The sequence below is a fragment of the Terriglobus tenax genome (assembly GCF_025685395.1).
In the GTDB taxonomy this organism is placed as follows: Bacteria; Acidobacteriota; Terriglobia; order Terriglobales; family Acidobacteriaceae; genus Terriglobus; species Terriglobus tenax.
The window spans coordinates 413515-437030 of the sequence record NZ_JAGSYA010000003.1 but is presented as its reverse complement, the minus strand read 5'-3'; the positions used below and the strand labels follow the sequence as shown (position 1 = coordinate 437030).

Here is a 23516-nt window from a genome sequence, read left to right as displayed (position 1 = left end):
TAACCAATGTTTCGTCACGCCCCCACTCTATCGCAACCATCCAGCTAGCCAACGGTCACGAAGTAACCTCTTTGACATACACCTGGTGCTCTACCCGGGGCGGTCCTTCTCCCTTGTGCAGCTCCCACAGCCGGTCGCGGATTATCGAGTCCGCCGCAGTCATCCTCTCCCGCGCACGCAGATGGTCCAGCCAGCTCTCCATCACAAAGGTCTCTTCAAACCGTTCCAGGTTGGCGGCATCGCGAAACACACCCCACCGAATCGCGCCCGACCGCAGCCGCACACCTTCCATCCTGTGAATCAGGCGCGTGAACTCAGCATAGTTCTCCGGGGCGATAAAGTACTCCAGCACAATGCGCACCGGCCCATCCTCCAGCTCCGGCTCCATCACCAGTTCACGCTGCGGCCTGCGCCACACATACGGCCCCAGGTCCGGTAGCTTGCCCTGCAGGATATGGAACTTCAGCGCGAACGGCAGCGTCGCCGCCAGCCCGATCGCACTGGCTGTCATCGCCACGCGCACCGAGCTGTGCTCGGCCACATACCCCCATGTCGCGCTGCCCAGCGCCAGACCGCCCTGGAAAACCGTCAGGTAGGCTCCCAGGGAGCGCGCCTGCACCCAAGGCGGAGACACCAGTTGCACGCTGGTATTCAGCGTGCTCATCGTGCTGGTCCAGCAGAAGCCACCCACCAGCAGTACCGCGATCGCTACCCAGGAGATCGGCACCCACGCCAGCACCACCAGGATGGCCACAAAGACCACCGAGGTCACCCGCAGAATGCTGTCCGCCGCAAACCGCGACCGGATGCGCGGCAGCGTTACCGCACCCACGACCGCTCCTGCTCCCATTGCTCCGTTCAGCAGGCCGTAGCCCATGGCTCCCTGCTTCAGCTCCCGCGCGGCAATGGCTGCCAGCAGCGCCCACACCGCGCTCACAAAAAAGGTGAACAGGAACGCACGCACCAAACTCGCCTGCAGCTCCGGAGCAAAGCGCAGGTACCGCAGACCGCTGCGGATGGACCCCGCCATGCGCTCGGCCGGAAGCGCGCTCTTGAACAGCGGCTTTCGCTTCCACTTCCACAGCACCCAGATCACCGCCGCAAACGAGACCGAGTTTAGCGCAAACACCCACCCCGCGCCGGTCGTCACCTTCACAAACGCGGCTACCATCAGTCCGCCCAGAGCCGGCCCCAGGGCGCGCGCCAGGTTGTTGCTGGCCGAGTTCAGGCTGACCGCGTCAGGAATCTGCTCACGCGGCACCAGCTCCGGCACAATCGCCTGCCACGCCGGATTGTTCATCGCCGCGCCGATATTCATCAGGAAGGTAAGCCCAAGCAACTGGTACGGCCCCACCACCCCCGCAAAGGTCAGAATCGTCAGCAGACCGACGACGACCAGCATCCACGTCTGCCAGAAGATCAGCAGCCTGCGACGCTCAAAAACATCCGCCGTCGCCCCGGCCAGAATGCCCAGCAACAGTACCGGCAGGCTGGCCGCCGTCTGCATCAAGGCAATCAGCAGCGGCGACCCCGCCGAGAGCACGGTCATCAGCCACGTGCCCGCCGTGTCCTGCATCCACGTGCCCAGGTTGCTGACGGTCGAGGCCAGCCACCGGTCGCGAAACAGCGGATTCCTCAGCGGCCCAAAGCCATCCTCCGGCATCTTCGGGCTCTCCGCGATCATCTCCTGTGTCTCCAACGAAATCTTTCTCCTAACTCTTTGGATGCTAGGGCAGCAGGAACGCGGCAAGCCACTTCCATGACGTTAAACTTATGCTTCCTCACGCTGGCGCGGTAGACGCCTGCGGGGGTACCCTGTTCGCAATGGCTTTTCTGCGTTATCTCATTGCTCTGCTGGCCGTCGGCGGTATGGTTGTCTCCGGACTCGCGCTTCGCGTTCACCTGCAGGATCCCAACGCCGCTCCGCCGTGCGCCGTTACAGAAAAGTGGGACTGCGGAGCCGTGAATCACTCCCGCTTCGCCGTCTTTCCAGCCGCCAGCTTCGGCGAGAACCCCAACCAGGGAAAACGTGTGCCAGTTGCTGTCCTCGGCCTCGGCGGCTACCTGCTCATCGCCGTCCTCGCCCTGGCCAAGCTCGACTTCTTCGCCTTTGAAGCTGCCCAGGTCGGCCTCTTCTTCGCCGGAATCCTCAGCTACCTGGAAGCCTTCGTCCTCGAAAAATGGTGCATCTACTGTGTCTGGTCACAGGGCATCATCGCCACCATCACCGTGGTAGCCGCCATCAACTACCTGATCGTCCGCAACCAGCGAAAACTCATCTACTAATGTCCTTTTACGGGTGTCACCCTGAGCGGGGGAGAAAGATTTCAGAAATTCTCTCAATCAAAGCGGCTTGAATCGACTATTTTTCGCTGTGTAGAAGTTGTGCAGACGTTCTGTCTATTTTTCGTCTGAATGACAGTTCTTACGATACCGGCCAAGGATGTTGCAAAGGGCAGTTTCGCTCGCGGTGCGCTGAGTAGTAAAGGGCAGGTCCCAGAGGAGGAACTTGAGTCCGGTCGCGCTGTCCGGCGGGCGAAGTCCGGTTGCTGGATGAGGGCCGGGGAGAAACCCGCAAGGTTTCTCCTCGCGCAATTTTTCAGCGCATAAGGAAAGAGGCGGCAAGTTCGCCGCCTCTCGTCTGATGGATCGTTAGCTTGAGGCAGCTCTCCTCACGCCGCCACCTCTACAAGTCCCTGAATTTCAGCTGTAGCTCCTTCGCTGGCTTCCATATGCGGCTCTAGCGCCGCAAGGATAACGCTGGCAGTTTGCTGAATTACTTCCAGAGACTCGGCCAGCAGTGAGGCGTTGCCATGGTAAAGCTGGATGTAGTCGGCGGACGCGGAACCAGTCACCAGCCCAACGGCCTTGCCCACAACAAACGCGACAGCCTCGGCCTCGGTTTCACGTACCGTCTTCGTGGTTGCCGTGCGGCGTTCTGCCTTATGCAAAAGCTCATGCGCCGTTTCATGGACAAGCGTGGCGAAGGTTTCGGCGTTGGACTGTCCGGATAGGATGGCGATACGTCCGCCGTGCATTTTCAACACGTTTACGTACAGCAACCACCGCGTTTACGCAGAGCAAACACGGCACACCCATTCTTCCCTTAGCCGCTCATTCCATTCACGTTCCCTCACAGCAACCTCAGGTATTCCCACAGTTCCCAGTTGGGGTGACGTGTCACCACTCCACCCCATGCGTCAGCATGGCCCTCCCCAACCACCGTTGCGAGGAGTAACCAAGATTGAAGATCAGGGATGTCACAGATGCAGCAAGGTCGCCCTCGAAGAAACAGCCTGTAGGCTACACGGAAGCGATTTTGGGGGCTCTGGATAGAAGACCATGAGCAAGAGATCGGAAGTCTTCTAGATAAAGATCTTCGGTTTCTGAGAGCTCGATCTCGTAGCGCCTCAACAGTGCATCCATTTCGCTTATGTTCCCAGTGACATAAGCAGAGGCCATTGCTCGCATGCAGCGAGGACCTAATACGGGAGCTAGAAGAAGATCGGCTTGTTCTGAGCTTACAAGCACACGATGGGCGGCAGCAGCGTCTGAGTGCTTTTGAAGGAACGGTAAACCGACCCTCCGGAACGCCTCGATTACCCCATCACAGGCAGCAGGGATGTCTTCGACATTGGATATAGTCCATCGCCGGGGAACTCCTTCGGAGATGTTCCCTAATTCACCTCCAAGAGTCATACTCTTACGTTTCTCGGCCGTCGTCAGCTTCGTATCGTACTCATTTACGAGGTTTTCGATTGCATCTACGCGAACTGCTACGTCCGCCGTCAGGTCGAAATCGGTCTTATGAGCTATGAAGCTAATGTGGAACTCCCATTTTCCAGTCGGGACGACCTGACGAAACGACTGTCCGAGCGGCTTCGGATTGAACCCGAGACTGCCGACTTGATCCGCCAGCCCCAAGAGGAACGTACGCTCGGCGTTTGATCTTTCCGATTTCTCGATCATTGCTGTGGCTTTCTTACCTCAGTTGGTATTTTCACCGTTTGGCCGCGAAGATTGGCAGGCGCATTCTTTCCAACGATCTTTCCGCCGTTGCTCTCCATCGATGCATCTTTTGCTAGTTGGGACGCATTGCGAGTCGCTCCTCCGGTTTTCACCTCAACGGCACTCAGTTTGCCACCATCTTGAACCAGATGGTCCACCACTCGCAACCCCTTGTCCGTCTGTACTCCGACTTGGCTTCCGACGATGGTTTTGCCTTCTGAGACCAGCTCAGCGCCCACCTTAGCTTCGCCTGCGGCTCCCTGCAGAGCATTCCTTGTGATCTGAGCTCCTTCAGCCAGATCACCGACTGGAACCAGCATCTGCGCCATCTGACCTGTTGCCATACCACCTGCACTTGCATGTGCATCAGATTGTATTTCGTCCATCAGCGGAAACTGGTAAGACGTCACGGGAGAAATGACCGCATTGACGGTGCTATTCACCATGTTCACTGTCTGAGGAATGACGTTCAGAACTCCAGCTACAGTTCCCGCTACATGATCCCATAGAGAGCAGTTCTGCCCATTCTGGTCACAGTGGCCATCAGCATCAGCATGGCTGAGCGGATTATTCCTGACATACCCATAGAGATTGAGGCTCTGCGGATCGGCCAGATCGGAGTACGGCACAGCTTCCGGCTTCTCCGCCCAGTCCGGACTCATCCAGCGGCCCATGTTCGAGCCGTAGTACCTGGCCCCGAAGTAGTCGAGCCCCGATTCGGTATCCCGTTCTTTGCCGGTGAAGTGTTGCTCCGTAGCATCAGGAGCAGCATACCCATTCGGCTGGACCCCCGTTGACGGCATATCACCAAACGGTAGGCTAACCCAGGCGTTCGCTCCATTGGGATTTTCAACTGTCCCGTCATATGTTGTCTGGACCCGCTTCGTCCCCAGCCAGTCATTCAACGCAAAATGCAGATTCCCCGCAGCAGGACTCGTCCCACCATTGTCGTTCTGGTAGGTCGCAATCAGCTTGCCGGCGGCAAACACATTCGTGTGCTTCCACGTCATCGATCCGCCGGCGGCTACGTCCATCTCCGTCATCTGTTCGCCGCCAGGCCCATCAATATATGCCGCTGTCTGAATAAACCCGTTGCTGCCTAAGTCGCAGCTCCAGCTCGTAATGGTGCCTTTAGCCACACGCCGCCCCTCGGCGTCATAGATATACTGCAGCATTCCGCCAAAGCTTGGCGCAACCGCACAGACACGCCCCTCAGCGTCATAAAGGTACGAGTTGTGCCCATCGTTTTTCACGTTGCCCGCCGCATCATAATCAGGTGAGAACGTGAAACCAGGAGTATTCGTACTCGTGAGACGGTTGTCATCTCCAGGAGTCGTAAGAATATTGCTGAGCAAAGCTCCCGTCGCCTGACATGTACTTCCGTTGGCCGTAGAAAAAAATTGAGCAGACGAAGACTGAGACAACCGGTTGCCGAACGAATCATAGCTCCAGCAAAAATACTGACCCACCTGCGATGGAACAGGCCCCGTCTGTGCATTCCCACTGGTAAGACGATTCAGGCTGTCGTATCCGAAGTTCCATTGGCCCATCACCGCATCGTTATACGCCACAACATTTCCATTGGCTGCATAGCCACTGTTGTTCGAGCTGTCCGTAATGCTGTACCAGTACATCGATGTGCCAACCGCCGGCCCGGAGTGGTTCGCAGCCGTGGCATACACGGTGTTCGAAGTGCTGGCGGCATAGCTGCTATCGCCAGTGTACTTGGCATACAACTCATGCGCCCCAACCGCCAGCGGCGGAGTGGTATAGCTGGCCTGGGCCCCACTGATGACACTGGTACCCAGCAGCGCGCCGCGGTCATAGAATTCGATCGCACCGGTAGCCCCATTTTGAGCAATATTGGCTGTTAGGCTGATCTGAGTGTTCGGCGCAACCAACTCGCCAGTATTGCCCGCCAACATCACCTGCGTAGAACTAACCGTCTGTTGCGCGCTGAAGCTGAAGGACGCATTTGTAAAATGCGCTCCATCCCAATGCGGCGTTCCCGCCGTAATGCTGATGGGCGCAGCCGTCGCATACCGCAGACGGAACGTAATCACCGCACCATCAGCCTTGGCACTGGCCACACCATAGCATTCGCGTGAGATCAGTGCGGCAAGTCCGGCAGCAACTGACGCTGGGGTGGAAAATTGGCCATATGGGACTGTACGGCTCAAAGAACTGCCATTCGTCCCCGCCACGACGACCGTGACATCTCCGCTATCCCAAACTCCTCCGGAAGACTGCTCTCCCCCAAGCACAGTGACCGTCGCCGTGGTCTGTGCCAATGCGCTTACCCCAAGAAGCAGGAGGGATAACAACAGTTTTGCTGATTGGTGAACCCGGGAAAAAGTCTTCATTACTTCACCACCACGTTCAGAGTCGTAGGACGAAGACGGTTATCAAGACCCTGGGTCGTATTCAAATGCAACCCAAGATCAAAGACCGAAGGAACACCGTTCGGGAAGAAACCACTTATGTTGTAAAGCGTGTTCGGATGCGTCGCATCATACGCACTGCTGGTCACCTTATTCAAACGACCGGCAGAATCGTATGCCTGCGTGAGCGTGAGGTTGCGAATACCGTTGTCATATTCTGTGAGATTGCCGGCCAGATCATAATCAAAGTGCAGCGTGAAAGGATTGGTGGAAGTCGTGCAATTGGCCATCACACACCGCTCCTCCACCTTCACCCGCCCCATCGCGTCATACTTACGAACCGACCGCCGCGTCTTCACGTCACCCGAAGGCAAAGTCGGCGAACAAGCCCCCAACTGCGTCCATTCATGCGTCAAGCGACCGATGAAATTTCCATTTGGATATCCGACAGAAGTGGAATCGTACTGATAGCAGGTCGATGGGGTATTCGCCGGGTCATTGCTATACGTCTTCGACACCAGACGATTCAACGCATCGTACGAATAATTGACCGTCACACCACGAGCATCCGTCTTGTAAAGGAGATTCCCGTTTGCATCGTATCCGTCAGCCTGACAACCAGCCTCAGTCCCATCTCCATGCCCGTAACAGATCAGTCCAGTTTCGGGATTCTGGGACCAGAGTTGTCGTGATAGCGAATCGTAGATGAAATTTCTGGCCTGGGTACTTCCCGCCTGTATTACTCCGCGCAACGAGCCAAGAACGTCATAATCATAATCTGTCTGTAAGGAAGGAGTGTTCGTTGCCGGATCCGGCTCCAAAACCCGGACAAGACGTCCTAGCGCGTCTATTGTACGCTTCCAGTGGTGATTTGCCTCGTCATATTCATCGACAATATTGCCTTGGTACACCCATTTTTTAAACGTGGCGTCAGAATTATAGACATAAGTGTTTCGCCCAAGTGCATCGTATCTATACTCGGTCTTACCCCATGTGGCTTCAGGACAAGTTGAAGCAATTTGAGGGTCACACGAACTCGGGTTCCAGGAGAACTTTGGGCGGCCAGCAAAATCGTACTGGGTCAATTGATAGGTGACGCCTCCGGGCACGGAACGTTGAATTTTTTCTTTTCTACCAAATCCATCAACGATCACTGTGGTTGTCGCGTGTCGAGAACTATCAATTTGTGTGTCAATGGTTGCTGTCGTTGCCGTGTAATTTATATCGATCCGGCCAGCGTCTGGCTTGTTTACAAAGCGAAGCCTTCCGAGTGGATCGTTGTATCCGTAAGTAGTGATTTGGTTATTTGGATCCGTAATGCTTATCGGTTGTCCCGAATTGAAGTCAAACGCAGCATTTGAAGTTTGGCCAAAAGCATTTGTTGTGGAGGTTTTATATGCGCCGATATACAAAGGGCTGTATTCATGGCTTGTTGTATGACCACAAGCATCAATGTCTTGGTATACGACACCGGTGTCATAGTATTTAATGCTCGTCGTTGCCGAAAGTCCTGTTTTGGGGCAGGTCTGAGTACTTACTTGCGTGGCACCTGATAGGCGCGACACGGATGTTACATTGCCTCGATAGTCACCTCCTATCGGCGTAAGGGAGTGTTGAATGGTAACCGCTGAAGGTTGTAAATTTTCGGTGTCGTAGGAGTATTTAGTTTGAGACGCGATTGTCTGATTCGGAAGCCTTACTGTAATCTGCGATGGAAGTGAAATTAAATTGTTAGCTAAATAACTACTAGCGCTAGATAGTGTATTCGAGAGGGCGGCCCAATCCGTCTCGGTGACACGAATGAGAGCTCCCGGAGCACCTGAACCATAACCAAAATCGCTCTGCTGAATGACTTTGCCGTATGGAGCATGGTATGACTCAACATGGTCAGTAGTTGCAAAATAATCGAATCCTGCATCGTAGACTTTGGTCGTTCTGGTAGTTAATCCGTTATCGAGAGTAGTGTCAACTCGATATGGTAATGATACTAGTCCGCCCGCAGCACCAGTCACAGTATAGGTAAAGTATTCGGTGTGAACCGTCTTGAGTAAAGTTCCAGTCAAAGCTGATCCTTGATAGCTCTTTACGTCGCTGGGGTAGTTTGAACACATTCCAGATGTCCCACCGATGCAGGCAAAATCTGTGACCGTATCGCCATCCGGATTGCTGACAACAGCCTGAAGATGAATGCCATCCGGATACGCATATGAATAAGTCGTCTGCTGAGGCCCGATGCCATCCATTGCGTTGGATGTACGTGAGAGGACTTGGGACGGTTCAGGGAACTGAGTTTGGGTTGTAGTGTACGCAATCGTGCCGCCGGTCGGGAAGGTGATCTTAGTCAAGTCTCCGCTCCCATCCGAATATTCAAACTGCCAAGCCGTACCATCCGGTAGTACTAATGCTTGCATGAACTTTAGATCGCCAGATTGGGTAATAGGATCGTCGTTCGTTGAGTAATTTATATAATTGACCACCGAAATCGTCGCAAAACACTCTGTGTATATGCCGATATTTCCGCCCGCCATTGGCACATGCCATTCTGCAGCCAAGGTAGTCGTTCGAGCACCGAACGAGGCGCATCGTGAAAGGTTGGAAGTCGCTGTCTCTGTCGGGATAGTTCTTCCCATTGTATCCATCTGATCCGCACAGATTGAGTTGCCATTCAAATCAGTCCGATAGCACTGGAGTTTAGGTGCTCCAGTAACGGGGTCATAAAGAATCGACGTTCCGTTTGAACCTGGGTCGATAAAAGGTGTTGCAACTCCTTCATCATTTATGACAATCCCCCGGTTGAGATCAATTTGAAATCCAGTACCATCCACAGCTTGCCATATGCCCGGCGCACGTTCGCCACCATAGTGGCGTGCTCCTGTTGCATCCTCGACATAATAAAACCAATATGGAGTTGACGCCGTGAGATGGCTTCCCGGAGCAGCACATACCCCTGGCGCATCCTTCTCCTGATAACAGGCTAGCCACTGCCTAAGGTTTAGGTTTGACTTCGCGCCTCCAAAATAGTGATCTTCTCGAACGGACATTCCACCGCCGCCTCGCCACGTTAGGATGTCATGGCAGACCTGGGACTCACCCGCCCCGGCACATGTTTGCTTATAAGACTTGACATGCCTCAGGTTGTAATACAACGAATACGACAGACCGAGAGCATTACCACGTTGAGGCAAACTGAAAAGAGGAATCTTGACAAACAGTGACCCGGTACCGAGATTCACTTGGTCAATCTCACCGCCATGATAAATAGCAAATGGTTTTATTCCAAGTTCTTCGTCAGAGCTCTGTTGGCCGAACATGTGAGCATCAAAGCTCCAAAATAACACATAAAGCAGAACAAGAAAATTGTATCGACGAAAAACGTTGTTATATTTCATATTCTTATGCATAACGTGTAAAACTCCGGTGATTTCTCTTATTTCATCGCCATATCGCAAGGGGTTATTATCTAACCTAATTTGATTGAAACACCGCAAAACTATTTCGATAAAGCACATCTAGAACCAGCGCGGCAGTCCGGCCATAAGAAGCGATAAGGATCAATGGAATTATCTACAAAATTGTCTGTCGAATCTGCTACTGTAGCGTAACTCCCGCTTCAATCAAACCTCTACCTAAATCCAAATGTCCCATGGCCTTGCCAATCACAGCTCCCATCAGCCTCGAACGGTCCGTCCCTTTCATCGCATATCCGGGAGTGGACGAAGTCACCAGCAGATCACCCGGCCTAATCGGCCCGTTCTCCGTTGTCACCTTCGTCGGCACGATGCCAATCATCGCCATCGGAATTTCTTCTTCGCTCTTCGGCGTCAACTGCCTGCGACCGGTCAAGCCCGGCTTAGTCGAATAGATTCCCATCACCGCAGTCGAATAGGGTTCGGATGACTTCACGAAACTACCTTCGACTTTGGTATCAATTACCAGGACGTCGCCCGGTTCATACGCCTTACGGTCACCTACGATATCGACTGACTCCGCATAATCACCACCGCACGTCGTGCCGTTCCAGGCCGTCGACTGTACCGTGCCATCGGAATAAGTCATCGAGGCGCCCGTACCAGCAGTTAGCTTCAGCGGACCGTTCACTTCCAGCCTCGCAGTCGGCATACCTGTCCCAATGCCGACATTACCTGCGATCAGCCGCATATACTCGTTGCTGCCAGAGCCAAACGCCATCCCGTAGGCACCGTTTGACGGGTTGAAATCGATATAGCCCTGGTCGGTAACATCGGTTCTCTGACGAATTCTCGTCGTCGCAGTGTCCCAATATCCACCGTTACTGTTGCGTATTTGGCTAAAAATTAGCTGACCCAAATTTGCATTGTTGGCCTGTAAAGAAAGAAGCGTTTGCGAATCACCTGCGTTCTGCCCTAAATCCGCACTGTGTGCCTCAATCGATATGGCCGTCATAATGCCCGAAATATTCGCGCTGCCATGGAGAACGAAATTTCCTGTTGGAGTAAAGTAAGACGGCTGTCCTCCCAACCGCGGCTGAAAGACCAATCCACCAAAGTAGCTAAAGTATTCGGAATCGTTGCTTCCCGTCGGCGACGTGTCACTGCAAGGGCTCGAGTAATTGCTATAGACCGCGTGATTGCAATCACCACCACCAGCAAGCCACAAGGGTTGCCGGGCCAAAGTGACCTGAGCCGCCGCCTGGCCTGTAAGAACCGCTCCACAAAATCCCGCTGTAATAAAAAGCTTGCGCATTACTTTCCCTTTTTGCACCGTTTCTACTGCAGCGATACCAGCACTTCAATCACGCCTTTACCAGAGTCCAGTTTGCCCATGGCCTTTCCAATCACCGCGCCCATCATCTTGCTGGCGTCGGTTCCTCTCATTGCATAGCCTTCGGTAGCAGACGAGACCAGAAGGTCGCCCACATCGATCGCTCCGTTCTCCGCGCTTACCTTGGTTGGCACAATGCCCAGCATCGCCATGGGAACCTCTTCGCCGGTTACGGCAAGCCCCTGGCGGCGCCCCGTCAACCCAGGCTTGGTCGAATAGATCCCGGCGACGAGCCTCGAGTAGGGCTGCAGCGAATGAACAAACTTGTCAGGAGAAGCACGGTCGATCACAAGCACATCACCAGGCTCATAGCTCTTGCGGTCACCCACAACGTCCACTGACTCCGCGTAGTCGCCACCGCACGTCGTCCCGTTCCAGGCTGTCGATTGAACGGTATTATCGGCAAATATCATGTGTGCTCCGGCTGCATTAATTCGGATATTGCCAGCCACATCTAGACGGGCTGAAGGTGAATTAACACCGATCCCGAAATTCCCGTTGCCATGTACGCGGAAGAGTTGATTAACCGTTCCATCGTTCGCCACGTCATAAAACGCAAAGCCTCCAGAATCTCCAGCGCCTCGATTCGTCATGAAGTCGGCTTCACCATTTCCTCCGCTTCGGTTCCAGCCAGTTAGTAGCTTCGCGCTATTTTTCAGAAAGTCCATGGTGTTCGCAGTAACCCTCTCGTCCAAATTCGCGGTACTTACAATAAAGCCACCGACGTTATTAGAGCCTCCAATTTCAAGCAGACCTTTTGGATTAGTCGTTCCGATGCCGACACGCCCATCCGCCCGAACATTCATGACGCTGTTACCCGATTGGGTAACAAAATTCGCAGAATAAGATGCGTCGTCGCCACCCAGGCCCACATTCAAGCCCCAGGTCTCCTTAAGCCAGACATACGAGTTCGATGAGAATACGAAGCCTGATGTCCCGGACGAGCGCACCGCGCCATTGACGTCGAGCGTGGTTACTGGCGAAGTCGTTCCGATACCAACATTGCCAGTGGTTGGAAAAGTGTTTTGAGCCAAGGCACTCCCGCTTAAAAGAAGAGCTAAGGCAACCTGTACCAGACCAGCTTTCATTTCAATAACTCCATATCGCTCGATTTTGGATGACTACTGCAGCGTCACGACGACTTCAATCACGCCTGTGTCTTTGTTGAGCTCACCGAGAGCTTTGCCAATCACAGCTCCCAGCATCTTTGAGCGATCCGTGCCTTTCATGGCATAGCCCGGCGTCGACGAACTCACCAGGAGATCGCCCGGGTGGATAGGACCGTTTTCCGCACTCACCTTGGTTGGAACGATCCCCATCATCGCCATGGGAACCTCATCCTCGCTTTTAGGAGTGAGCTGACGCCGTCCCGTCAGTCCAGGTTTTGTCGAGAAAATCCCAGTCACGCCCGTAGCGTACGGCTCCGCGGATTTGAGGAAGCTTCCTGGATGGTGCGAATCGATGACGAGCACATCGCCAGGCTCATAGCTCTTGCGATCTCCAGCTACGTCCACCGACTCCGCATAATCGCCACCGCACGTGGTTCCGTTCCAGGGAACGGACTGCGTCTCGCCATTTGGGAAGACGAGATGTGCACCGGTTCCGCTGATCTTGATATTGCCAACCACATCGAGGTTCTCAGCCGGGTCGCCCGTTCCAATACCGACCTTCCCGGCATTGGTCATCCGCAATCCGATGATATTGCCAGTCCATGGAGCGAGAACGTACCCTCCGGTGTCCATACCACCGTTAGAAAAGATGAATGCCGTATCCCCTGTCTTGACCAGCGGATTGAATGCCCACTGTCCAGCTCCCGCAAGAATCTTGCCCCAGCTCCCTTCAGGAGTTCCTATGATCAACCCGTGACCACTGCCACTTCCTACATTGATCGAGAAATCATTGAGAGGATTTGCCGCTCCAACCGCAACGGCTCCGTTCGACTCCGTGATCGCCGAATTCTCCAACGTAGAGCTCCCGGTGAACTTCGGAATCGTCCCGGCGCTTCCCCCCGGAGTCGTAACCGTCTGTGCAAACGACAAGCGTCCATAGTTCGGTAGAAGGATCATCAAGCATCCCAGGATCACGTTCCATAGCTTTACTGGCACAAAGAGCCTCCCTTATCTGGCTGCAGGCACTACTTCAAAAGGGCGCAAAAGTTCCCCACGCTCTTGCAGGAGCGTTTATGCTTCCCTGATCACTTGTGGAATAGAAAGACGCTACCGTCTGGTTGCAGACAGAAGCAAGGCACGAAGGTCTTCATCCTTTGGAGCGGAAAAAGTTAACTATTTTGCTAATGAATTTACGGAGCGATATGCCTTACTCCAGGCACACCGCTCCGCAGAGCACGGCTCTGAAATGCATTAAGGCCTGTCCATTACTGCAGTGTGACCAGCACTTCAATCACCCCGGAGCCTTGTTCCAGACTTCCCATCGCTTTGCCAACAACCGCACCCAGCATCCGGCTGCGGTCCGTGCCCTTCATCGCATAGCCCATCTTGGACGAGGTCACCAGCAGGTCGCCGCGCTTGATGGGACCATTCTCGGCGGTTACTTTCGTTGGCACGATGCCAACCATCGCCATCGGAACCTCTGTCGGTCCAGCTTTGGGAGAGTCACTCTGTCTTCTGCCTGTCAGGCCGGGCTTGGTGGAATAAATGCCAGCGACCGATGAGGAATAGGGTTCCTGCGACTTCTCTACATCTTCCGTTCCAGACGCAGCAAGCACCAACACATCCCCCGGCTCATACGCGTTACGGTCTCCCGCTACATCAACTGACTCGGCATAATCGCCACCGCACGTCGTTCCGTTCCATGGGACGGATTGCGTTTGGCCATCTGGAAAGATCAGGTGTGCTCCGGTTCCGTTCATTCGGATATTACCGACAACATCCAAACGCTCACCCGGAGACGCCGTCCCAATACCTGTATTTCCGTCTCCTCGAATGTAGAAGGGCGTACTACCGCCTCCGATATCGCGCACCTGGAAGAAGTAGCTCGCGCTCGCATTCGAAGCCGACGAAAACGTCGTCACATCCACGCTCATCGCTCCGAATGGAGTTGAGCCACCAGGCGTAGCCACTGTCAGGCGTGTTTCCGGAGTCAAAGTTCCTATACCAACATTGCCATCACGAAGGATCTTGAGTCGAGGAGCATAATCTTCCGCTCCGCCTATTCCGTTCGGCGTCAATGCGTATGCGACGTTATAAGCTCCGTCGTTATCGACCATGCTCCGCCATGCATGATAGTTAGCTGCAGAGCCGGACCACTCGTAGAGTCGAATCGCGGGCGTATAGTTCCCATAATCTCCGAAAAGCAAGATCCCCGGCTGTCCAGAAGTTGTACCGTGGATGGCAAAGCGATCGCTGGGACTCGTTGTCCCAATCCCCACATTGCCATTGGATTCAGTGATTGCGGAATCCCCAATCTGCGATCCACTGGTGAACTTCGACACTCTATCGGTTGTTCCACTGCCACTGACCTGGGCACCCGCTTGGCAAAGCAATATTGCGACGCCGAAACTTACTCCAGCAAAAAACTTATGCATCTCTTCTCCTCAGTTATGGCTGGTTTTATTGAAGCGATACCAAGACTTCGATGACGCCGGTACCGGACGCGAATGAATCCATTGCCTTGCCGATGACTGCGCCCATCATCTTTGAGGGCTCCGTTCCTTTCATCGCATACCCCGGCGTGGAAGAGGCCACAAGCAGATCACCCGATTCAATTGGCCCGTTTTCTGCACTGACCTTTACCGGCACAATTCCCATCATGGCCATGGGCACTTCGCTCTCCGAATCTTTCGGTGTCGATTGGCGTCGACCAACGAGCCCTGGCTTCGTTGAATAAATCCCTGCTACTCGCCGGGAATACGCTTCGCTAGAACGAGAAAAGTGTCCACGAATCTTCTTATCGATGATGAGCACATCGCCTGGTTCATATGTCTGGCTACCGCCTTCTACATCGACTGACTCGGCGTAATCACCACCACAGGTCGTTCCATTCCAGGCTGTTGATTGGATCGAGTTGTCCGGAAAAGTAATCGATGCTCCGCTGCCAGCGGTCAATTTTACGTTTCCATTCACTTCGAACTTCGTTGTGGGAGACGTTGTCCCTACACCGACATTCCCACTCCCGTCTAATCGCAGAAACTCAGCGGCTCCCGATCCGAAAGCCAACCCGTAGCTTCCTCCGGCCGGATTAAAGTCCATGTATCCCTGAGGCGTCACGTCGGTGCTCACCTGGAAACGCGTCGTTGCGGTCTGCCATAAGTAGCCATCCGGCCAGCCGGTAACACTGGATGTTCTAATTTGTGAAAGGCTAACGCTGTTGTGGTGGGGATTGTAGTTATGGAAGTCCACCAAAGGCACCGTGCTGCCCAATGTGTCGCCCAGCGTGCCAGCAAGAATGCTCAGTCGAGAGGAAGGGATGGCTGTCCCAATCCCCACATTGCCATTGGATTCAGTGATTGCGGAATCCCCAATCTGCGATCCGCTGGTGAACTTCGGAACCACATTCGTCGTTCCACTTCCACTGACCTGAGCATGAGCACTCGCGCCCACCATCCATACGATTCCAGCTACATAGACCCCAAATCTCCGCATGTTCTTCCTCATCTCTCGATCGCTTGGCTATAGATCTGCACGCCTTCGCGCACCCCGAATGAATTCTTGTTATTGGGCGCCGCCAAAGACACATGGCGAGACACCCAAGGCGATGACCTGGGAAGGGAAATAGTATGTTGCGGTCTGAAGCCGCTGAATTTTTAGCAATGTCAAAAGTCTCGCGGCTACAGATACTCTCGTCAAGAAGAAACAACGATGAGCGCTCAACTGAGCGCAGTCTAAAGAACGCTATATGGGAACACGAAGAACAGCCGCCAGCGGCGGCCTCGTGCGCAAACACATTCCGCTAAAGAACGCCCCAGCGGGGCACGCGGAAAACCAACCTCCCTGCGCCAGCCTCCGCCAGCGGCTCCGGCAACGAACGGCTTCGGGAGTTCACGGTCAGCGCGGCCTGTGGCGCTGACCTCTCTTCGCTTTGTCGTGAGTCTCAGCGGCCTTCGATGCTTTGGCCTTAGTATCGTTCTGCACCTGCGGCTCCCAGCCTGTCATCCCCTGCAGCACGCGGTCCGCGTGCTTGATCGTGTTCACATGCCCATAGTGGCTCTCGATCATCTGCACCGAAGTCCCCGTCTGCTCTGCTAGAAAGTACACGTCCACACCTTCCTGCAACCGCAGCGTGGCATAGGTGTGCCGGAAGCAATAGGTCGCGCTGATCTCTCCATGCTGTGCTCGCGCCTCCTTTGTGAGCAGGTACTTCTCATCCTGAAAGGATCTGCTTCTCGCCTCCGCAACATGAATCCGGGTGCTCCACGTCCCGCAAAACGGACTTGGGCCATCGCGCGATGCGTGACCCCGGAGGGAGCAGGGGCCTTCAATCTCCTGAAAAAAACCACTTAGAAAACAAGAACGCCGGCCTCAATGGCCGGCGTCACCGCTTCCCCTAGAACCTACACCGAAGCCCCAATCCCATCCAGCTCCGCCAGTACATCGGCAGCCAGCTCCAGCTTCGCCGCAGCCACGTTCTCCCGCAGGTGCTCCACCGACTTCGTCCCCGGAATCAGCAGCACATTCGGCGACCGGTGCAGCAGCCACGCCAGCGCCACCTGCATCGGTGTCCTACCCAGCCGCGCCGCAACATCGGACAACGTCTCCGACTGCAACGGCGAGAACCCGCCCAGCGGGAAGAACGGCACATACGCAATGCCCTTCTCCTCCAGCAGATCGATCAGCGCATCGTCTCCGCGCTTGGCCAGGTTGTACTCGTTCTGCACCGTCACCACGGGGGCAATCGTCAGCGCCTCCTCCACCTGCGTCGCCGTCACATTACTCAGCCCCAGGTGCCTGATCAGCCCCTTCTGCTGCAGCTCCGCCAGCGCCGTAAACCGCTCGGCAATGGATCCCTCCGTCGGGAACTGCACCCCGCCCCACACCCGCAGGTTCACCACATCCAACACATCCACACCCAGGTTGCGCAGGTTGTCATGCACCGCAGATACCAGTTCCGCCGGCTCCTGCGCCGGCAGCCACGAGGCGTCCTCACCCCGACGTCCGCCCACCTTGGTCACAATCGTCAGCCCGTCATACGGATGCAGAGCCTCGCGCAGGATCTGGTTCACCACATGCGGCCCGTAGAAGTCGCTGGTGTCGATGTGATTCACTCCCGCCTCCACCGCCGCCCGCAGCACCGCCACCGCTCCCGCACGGTCCTTCGGAGGCCCAAAGACATGCGGCCCTGCCAGTTGCATGGCGCCATAGCCCATGCGGTTCAATCGAATCTCCGTACCCGGTAACGTAAAGCTCTTTGCCATCTCGCTCTCCTTCATCCTTTGCAACATGTGTTTAGATGAAGGAACCTTCAGCTTTGGAGTTCGCATTTGCCCCGCGCCGCCGCACCTACGTTAGCCCCGCGAAAGACGCCCCTTCAGACGCGTTCCACCGTCACAGTCGACGCCATTCTTGAGGCCGCCATTCAGGTTCTGGTCTCCGTCGGCAAAGAGAAGCTGACCACCACCCTGGTCGCCCACCGCGCCGGAGTCTCCGTCGGCACGCTCTACCAGTACTTTCCCAACAAGAGCTCGCTTCTACAGGCCGCGCTCAAGCGCCACATGGCCACCGTCAGCGGTTCCATCGACGAAACTTCCCGTACACTGCGCGGACACAGCATCTTTGAGATGGGCTCATCTCTCACCACCGCTTACCTGAAAGCCAAGATGCACAACGTGAAAGAGAGTGCCGCGCTCTACGCTGTCAGCTCCGACATCGATGGCATGACCATCGCCAAGCAGGCAGGCCTGCGCGGCATTCAAAAAGCCGCCGAGCTCTTCGCCACCGCGCCCGAAAAACTCACCAAGGAGCCCCAGTTGATCGCCACCGTCATTCTCTCCGCGTTCAACGGCATCTCCCGCCGCCTGCTCGAAGCCAAGTCCCCGGAACGCGAACTCGCACCCCTGCGCGAAGAGCTGCTCGCCCTCATCCACGCCTATCTGCAGACCTGCGTCGCTACTTAGCGAAGAACAACGCGCTGCCGTGCGGTGCCACGGTCTCCTCAACCACCTGCGACGCAATGCCCTTCCCGCCAGCCCTGCGGGCGGAGTAGCGCCCGGCAAGCCCCAGCACGGAAAGTTCCTTCTTCACAGCCAGCGGCTCGTCGCCCGTGTTGAACACGGCAATCGCGTACTCCTTGCCCGGCAAATCCGCCCGCCACACACGTAGATCGCCCTCATGCAACACCTCGCGGCTCGCAAGCGCAGTCTGGTCAATCCGGATCAGGTCACGATCCCCGATCAGCCGCATCGTCGGCTCATCCAGCAGCGTCAGGTTCGCTCCCAGAATCAGCGGGCTCCGCGCCACAGCCCACAGCGTCATCATCGTCCGCTGTTCTGTCTGCGTCAGCCGGGACTTCCTCGCCCCTGGTCCAACATCCGGTTTCGGACTCAGCTCACCCACCGGCAGCATATCCACATCCGGCCAGTTGCCCGGCTTTGCATACCCGGCCCATGCCGCCAGCAGGTCAAACTGGTCATACACGGTGCGCGGAAACTTCGCCGTGCCCTTCCACACATCCCAAATGTCATTGGAGATACGCCACATCTGCGCCAGCGAACCCACCTCCGCCGCATGCGACAGGTTCGTCGGCCCCGGTGACAGGCTCAGCACCATCGGCCGTCCGCTGCGCTCGATCGCCAGCTTGATCTGCCGGATCTCGCTGACCTTGTACGGATTCTCCGCAATGCAATCCACCTTCAGAAAGTCGACGCCCCACCCCGCATACTGCCGCAGCAGAGCGTCATACCAGGCCTGCCCGGCCGCATTGGCCTTGATCCCCCAGTTCGTCGGATCCCATGGGCAGGCATCCGTCGTATCGGCTGCATCCTCCGCTGTGAACTTTGACCCCTCAATGGGCAGGTTCCGCTTCACGCTCTCCCTAGGAATGCCGCGCACAATATGGATACCGAACTTCAGTCCGCGTGCATGCACCCAGCGCCCAAGCTCCGCAAAACCGGTATTGCTGTCCTCGCGCAATGCGGAAGGAAAGCGCGCCGGAACGGGGATATACCGTCCAAAAGCGTCAATCTCGTACTCCAGCTTTTCCGGGTGCGGCCGGTCCAGAGGATTGCGCAGAAACCAGCCCTCATCAATCACGGCGTAGTTCCAGCCCAGCGGCTTCAGCTTCTGGTCCAGCACCACCACGTTGTCCCGGAACTGCTGCTCGGTGATGGTCAACCCATACGAGTCCCAGCTATTCCAGCCCATCGCAGGCTTATCCGCCAGCTTCTGCCCGGCACACACACCTGCAGTCAATGCCATCAGGTATCCCGCAACCAACGCTTTCCAACTCCGGCCTACCCGCATATCCATCTTCCTGCGGAAGAGAAAGCTCTTCCCTGGCTCACACTAAAGTTCTTTTGAGAGCTTCAACTCTCAAACCCGATTACGCAGCGGCCTTCACCACTGAAAACGAACGCCCATGATAAGGGCTTCAGCCCTGGGTTTTTAACAAAACAGCATCGGCTCAAGATAGAGACAAGGAAAACCGTCTTCGTCACGGCACGGCTTCAGCCGCTGAAGTACAAAGCTACTTCTTACGAACAGCTTTCTTCGCCACGGGCTTCGTAACTGTCTTCTTCACCGCAGCCGGAGCAGCTTTCTTCACGACAGCCTTCTTGGCCAGCTTTACGGGGACCGACTTCTTCGCTGCCTTAGCAGGGGCAGACTTCTTGGCCACCACCTTCGCAGGAGCCTTCACCACCGGCTTCTTCACCAGGGCCGGGGCTTTCTTCACTTCCACCGGCACTGCTTTCTTTGCTGGAACAGGTGCAGGAGCCACCTTCTTCGGCGCCTCCGCCTTCACCACGGGCTTCTCCGGGGAAGGCGTCTCTTCCTTCGCCGTCGCAACCCGCTTTGTCTCGACGACCGCAGCCGGTGTGCCGCCCTCCGCCTGTTGCCGCAGCGCATGCACCACCACGCGCAGCATCTCGTCCTCCGGAGCAGGCTTGCCCGTCCAGATCTCGAACTGCCGCGCTCCCTGGTGAACAAACATTTCCACCCCGGTAATCACCGGAATCCCCTTGGCCCGCGCCATCCGCAGCAGCGGGGTCTCAATCGGGTTGTAGACCAGGTCAAAGACCAGCCCGGCATTGATCTCTTCCGGCTCCAGGACGTGGGTCAGCTTGCCGCCCTTCATCCCCGCAGGGGTCGAGTTGATGATCAGGTCAAACTGCGTCTTCGCAATCTGCTCCCGCTTGATCACCTTCGCTCCGGCCTGCTTGGCCAGCTTCTGCGCTGTCTCCGGCGTGCGGTTGTAGAGCGTCACATCCGCACCCTTGTCCTTCAGCCCGAAAACCGCCGCCCGCGCCGCCCCGCCTGCGCCCAGCACCAGCACCTTCGCCCCCTTCACCGGACGACGCCGCTCAATCGGCCCAAGAATGCCGCCCACGTCCGTATTGAAGCCGTAGAGCTTGCCATCCTGGCCGCGCACAATCGTGTTCACCGCGCCAATCTTGGCCGAAAGCGGATCGGTCCGCTCCAGGTGCGACAGAATCTCCTGCTTCAGCGGCATGGTCACGGAAAGCCCGCTGATCGGCACCGCCTGCAGCACCTTCAGCAGGTCGCTCAGCTTCGAGGTCTGCAGAGCCAGGTACACGGAATTCACCGTCTCGCGCCGGAAGGCCGTGTTCAGCATCATCGGCGACATGGAGGACCGCACCGGGTTCCCCGCCACGCCATACACCTTCGTTCCCGGCCCAATCTGGTCAATCCGGTAGGTCTCCACCATGGTGCGAGCAGCAATCTGTCCCGGAGCCGTGGCGTCTTCCGTGCTGGCAGATGCAAAGGTAAAGACCGAGCCATACCGTGGCCCCAGCACCCGCGAAACCACGCCGAACTCACCCATCGACATGCCAGCCACATTGCCCGCCTCCCCATACTTCTCCAGGAAGGCAAACAGCTTCAGGTTGTCCGACAGAGACTGCGCAGTCGGCACCACCTTATAGAAGTCCGGCTGGAACTTCAGCATGCGCGTATAAACGGCGTCCAGGTCCCCGGTCTTCTCAAAGTCGTGATAGCTGACAATCAGCGCCGCACCGGCGGCACGCAGCTTTTCCAGGTCGGCCGGCTTCATCACCTCGGCCGACTCAATCTCCAGGTCGATCAACTGGCTGCCAGCGGCCGCAGCCTTGGTCAGGATCTCCAGTTCCGCCGCCAGGTTGCCGGTAAACCCTCCGCCATTCGGCTTGCGGCGGCAGGTGGTAATCGCCGTCACAATCGGGTTTGACTCAAGAAATGCCTTCAGGCGCGGCAGGGCGGCCGCCGGATTCGGCAGCGAATCCAGGCGGAACTCAAGAAACGTATGCTCGGGAACCGCGGCCTCGGCCTTTTCAAAAAGCTCGGCCGGGCTTGCACCCTGCAGAGCGACGCAGACACGGCCAAGGCGCGAACGCAACGATTGCAGGGCGAGGGTCGGAGTGGAAGAAGTCATTTTGGTAATCGCGCGTATAGTATCGTCGCTGGGCTTTGGATGCAAGCTACTGATGCATCGACGCTTATTCCTCGGGCGGAAACAGCCGGAGTTCCATCCTATTCAATTCCGCATAGAATGCCAGTAGCATCCCGCAATGACCCCGGCTTCGCCAATTCGTGTGGCGGCGGTTCTCACCTCCCAGGCCGCCGTGGCCACTCTACAGACCGCCCTGCTTGCCTCCGGGTTTGAGCTCGAACCCGTCGCCGCCGAGCAGTGGAAGACCATCTCTCCTGCCATCGTGATCGTCGAGCTGCGCGAAGACCTGGCCACCCTGCGCCGCATCTGCGACGAGTCCGCCGGAATCCCCGTCGTTGTCCTGTTGCCCGCATCACGGGCTGACCTTGCCTTCGCGGCCTCAAAAGCCGGAGCCAGGGAACTCCTCACCCTGTCCGCCGAACCGGAAGAGATTCGCCAGTGCCTTCGCACCCTGATGGAAGCTCTTCCCCAGGGACCCGCCAAAGAAGGTGGACTTCCCGTCCTCTTCGGCAACCACCCGCGCATGGCGGAGATTCGCGACACCATCTCCAAGGTGGCCGCCACCAGTGCCACCGTACTTATCCGCGGCGAAAGCGGCGTCGGAAAAGACGTTGTCGCCCGCATGATCTTTGAGCAATCCCGCCGCGCAGCCAAGCCGTTCGTCAAGGTCAACTGCGCCGCCATCCCGGACGACCTGCTCGAAAGCGAGCTCTTCGGCTACGAAGCAGGAGCCTTCACCGGCGCCACACGCTCCAAGCCAGGCCGTTTTGAACTGGCCCACACCGGCACCCTCTTTCTGGACGAGATCGGCGAAATGCAGCCCGCCCTGCAGGCCAAGCTTCTGCACGTTCTGCAGGACGGGGCCTTCTCCCGCCTGGGCGCCAAGCAGGACGTCGCCGTCGACGTCCGCGTTCTTTGCGCAACAAACAAATTACTCGAGCAGCGCGTCGCCGAAGGGCTCTTCCGCGAAGACCTCTTCTACCGCATCAACGTCGTCACTGTGCACATTCCGCCCCTGCGCGAGCGCCGCGACGAGATCGCCCCGCTGATCCGCCACTTCCTTTACAAATACGCCGGCATCTACGGCCGCGAGCAGACCACCTTCTCGCCCGAAGCCATGTCCGCCCTGCTGGCCTACAGCTGGCCCGGCAACATTCGCGAGCTCGAAAACCTGTGCAAGCGCTTCGTCATCGTCGGCGGCGAAACCCAGATCCTGCGCGAGCTCTCCGCCCGCAGCCACCCACCGGCCCCGCTTCCCGCCCCCGCCCCCGCCCCTGCACCGGTGGCGGCTGCAACCGCTTCAGAGCCCGCTCGCCAGCCGGCAGGCGCCAGCCTGTTGGAAGTGGGCAAGCGTGCCGCCTGGCAGGCAGAACGCCGGCTGATCCTGGAGACGCTGGAGACCGTCCGCTGGAACCGCAAAGCAGCAGCAGAACGGCTGGGCATCAGCTACCGCTCTCTCCGCAGCAAGATCGACCAGATCGATCGCGAGGAAGACATAAAGCAGCATTTAATTGCCTGAATGTGGCAAATTTTTGCCACATTCAGAAAAACCGTTTGAAACGTTGCATGAAATTCCCAAGATTTACCTGTGGAAAACTTTGGTTGTTGTCGTGCAGTAGATAAGGGCAAGTTTAGAGGCAAATTCAAAGCATCCTTCCTGAAGCAGTGAATTCCTAGTTTTTCATCCCTTGCGGATACATCTTCTACTCACTTCCATATACCCTCCCTCACTGCCTCTAAGACCCTCCGGAAGGAGGGTCTTTCCACTTA

The 23516-nt window shown here is 56.5% G+C and carries 16 protein-coding genes and 1 pseudogene; 3 read left to right on the top strand and 14 right to left on the bottom strand.

Annotated features, from left to right (window positions below):
• Nucleotides 1-55: 55 nt before the first annotated feature.
• Complete coding sequence (locus tag OHL13_RS01880; protein ID WP_263408416.1) at nucleotides 56-1684, bottom strand: MFS transporter; 1629 nt, start codon at nucleotides 1682-1684, stop codon at nucleotides 56-58.
• Between the two features lie 140 nt (nucleotides 1685-1824).
• On the opposite strand from OHL13_RS01880, the gene OHL13_RS01875 reads away from it, so the two are divergent.
• The gene (locus tag OHL13_RS01875) at nucleotides 1825-2286 is read left to right on the top strand and encodes a vitamin K epoxide reductase family protein (RefSeq protein ID WP_263408415.1); all 462 of its coding nucleotides are present in this window, start codon (nucleotides 1825-1827) and stop codon (nucleotides 2284-2286) included.
• Between the two features lie 386 nt (nucleotides 2287-2672).
• On the opposite strand, the pseudogene OHL13_RS01870 reads toward OHL13_RS01875, so the two are convergent.
• From OHL13_RS01870 to OHL13_RS01820, 11 genes and pseudogenes are all read right to left on the bottom strand, one after another.
• A pseudogene (locus tag OHL13_RS01870) lies at nucleotides 2673-3035 on the bottom strand (DUF1738 domain-containing protein); the annotation flags it as partial.
• Between the two features lie 268 nt (nucleotides 3036-3303).
• Nucleotides 3304-3969 carry a hypothetical protein gene (locus OHL13_RS01865; RefSeq protein ID WP_263408414.1) on the bottom strand — a complete coding sequence of 222 codons (666 nt, stop codon included), beginning with the start codon at nucleotides 3967-3969 and terminating at the stop codon, nucleotides 3304-3306.
• A complete protein-coding gene (locus tag OHL13_RS01860; protein ID WP_263408413.1) occupies nucleotides 3966-6371 on the bottom strand; it encodes an RHS repeat-associated core domain-containing protein in 2406 nt (801 codons plus the stop codon). The genes OHL13_RS01865 and OHL13_RS01860 overlap by 4 nt, the downstream gene beginning before the upstream one ends.
• The gene (locus OHL13_RS01855) at nucleotides 6371-9790 is read right to left on the bottom strand and encodes an RHS repeat domain-containing protein (RefSeq protein ID WP_263408412.1); all 3420 of its coding nucleotides are present in this window, start codon (nucleotides 9788-9790) and stop codon (nucleotides 6371-6373) included. The genes OHL13_RS01860 and OHL13_RS01855 overlap by 1 nt, the downstream gene beginning before the upstream one ends.
• Before the next feature lie 187 nt (nucleotides 9791-9977).
• Nucleotides 9978-11111 carry a hypothetical protein gene (locus OHL13_RS01850; protein ID WP_263408411.1) on the bottom strand — a complete coding sequence of 378 codons (1134 nt, stop codon included), beginning with the start codon at nucleotides 11109-11111 and terminating at the stop codon, nucleotides 9978-9980.
• A 23-nt stretch (nucleotides 11112-11134) separates the two neighbouring features.
• A complete protein-coding gene (locus OHL13_RS01845; protein ID WP_263408410.1) occupies nucleotides 11135-12277 on the bottom strand; it encodes a hypothetical protein in 1143 nt (380 codons plus the stop codon).
• A gap of 33 nt (nucleotides 12278-12310) precedes the next feature.
• Nucleotides 12311-13255, bottom strand: a complete 945-nt coding sequence (locus OHL13_RS01840) for a hypothetical protein (RefSeq protein WP_263408409.1) — start codon at nucleotides 13253-13255, stop codon at nucleotides 12311-12313.
• Between the two features lie 308 nt (nucleotides 13256-13563).
• A complete protein-coding gene (locus OHL13_RS01835; protein WP_263408408.1) occupies nucleotides 13564-14733 on the bottom strand; it encodes a hypothetical protein in 1170 nt (389 codons plus the stop codon).
• 25 nt (nucleotides 14734-14758) lie between these two features.
• Nucleotides 14759-15700: a hypothetical protein gene (locus OHL13_RS01830; protein WP_263408407.1), complete on the bottom strand. Its 942-nt coding sequence runs from the start codon at nucleotides 15698-15700 to the stop codon at nucleotides 14759-14761.
• Nucleotides 15701-16192: 492 nt separating this feature from the next.
• On the bottom strand, nucleotides 16193-16402 hold the full coding sequence (locus OHL13_RS01825; RefSeq protein ID WP_263408406.1) for a hypothetical protein: 210 nt from the start codon (nucleotides 16400-16402) through the stop codon (nucleotides 16193-16195).
• A 296-nt stretch (nucleotides 16403-16698) separates the two neighbouring features.
• The gene (locus OHL13_RS01820; RefSeq protein ID WP_263408405.1) at nucleotides 16699-17559 is read right to left on the bottom strand and encodes an aldo/keto reductase family oxidoreductase; all 861 of its coding nucleotides are present in this window, start codon (nucleotides 17557-17559) and stop codon (nucleotides 16699-16701) included.
• 66 nt (nucleotides 17560-17625) lie between these two features.
• Between OHL13_RS01820 and OHL13_RS01815 the strand changes: the two genes are divergently transcribed.
• Nucleotides 17626-18258: a TetR/AcrR family transcriptional regulator gene (locus OHL13_RS01815; RefSeq protein ID WP_263408404.1), complete on the top strand. Its 633-nt coding sequence runs from the start codon at nucleotides 17626-17628 to the stop codon at nucleotides 18256-18258.
• On the opposite strand, the gene OHL13_RS01810 is transcribed toward OHL13_RS01815, so the two are convergent.
• Both OHL13_RS01810 and aroE read right to left on the bottom strand, forming a co-directional pair.
• Entirely contained in the window at nucleotides 18251-19558 is a 1308-nt protein-coding gene (locus OHL13_RS01810) for a glycoside hydrolase family 27 protein (RefSeq protein ID WP_263408403.1), read from the bottom strand. The two genes, OHL13_RS01815 and OHL13_RS01810, sit on opposite strands and share 8 nt — an antisense overlap.
• Nucleotides 19559-19826: 268 nt before the next feature.
• Complete coding sequence (gene aroE / locus OHL13_RS01805) at nucleotides 19827-21728, bottom strand: shikimate dehydrogenase (protein ID WP_263408402.1); 1902 nt, start codon at nucleotides 21726-21728, stop codon at nucleotides 19827-19829.
• 136 nt (nucleotides 21729-21864) lie between these two features.
• On the opposite strand from aroE, the gene OHL13_RS01800 reads away from it, so the two are divergent.
• Nucleotides 21865-23265 carry a sigma-54 dependent transcriptional regulator gene (locus OHL13_RS01800; RefSeq protein ID WP_263408401.1) on the top strand — a complete coding sequence of 467 codons (1401 nt, stop codon included), beginning with the start codon at nucleotides 21865-21867 and terminating at the stop codon, nucleotides 23263-23265.
• Nucleotides 23266-23516: the final 251 nt, after the last annotated feature.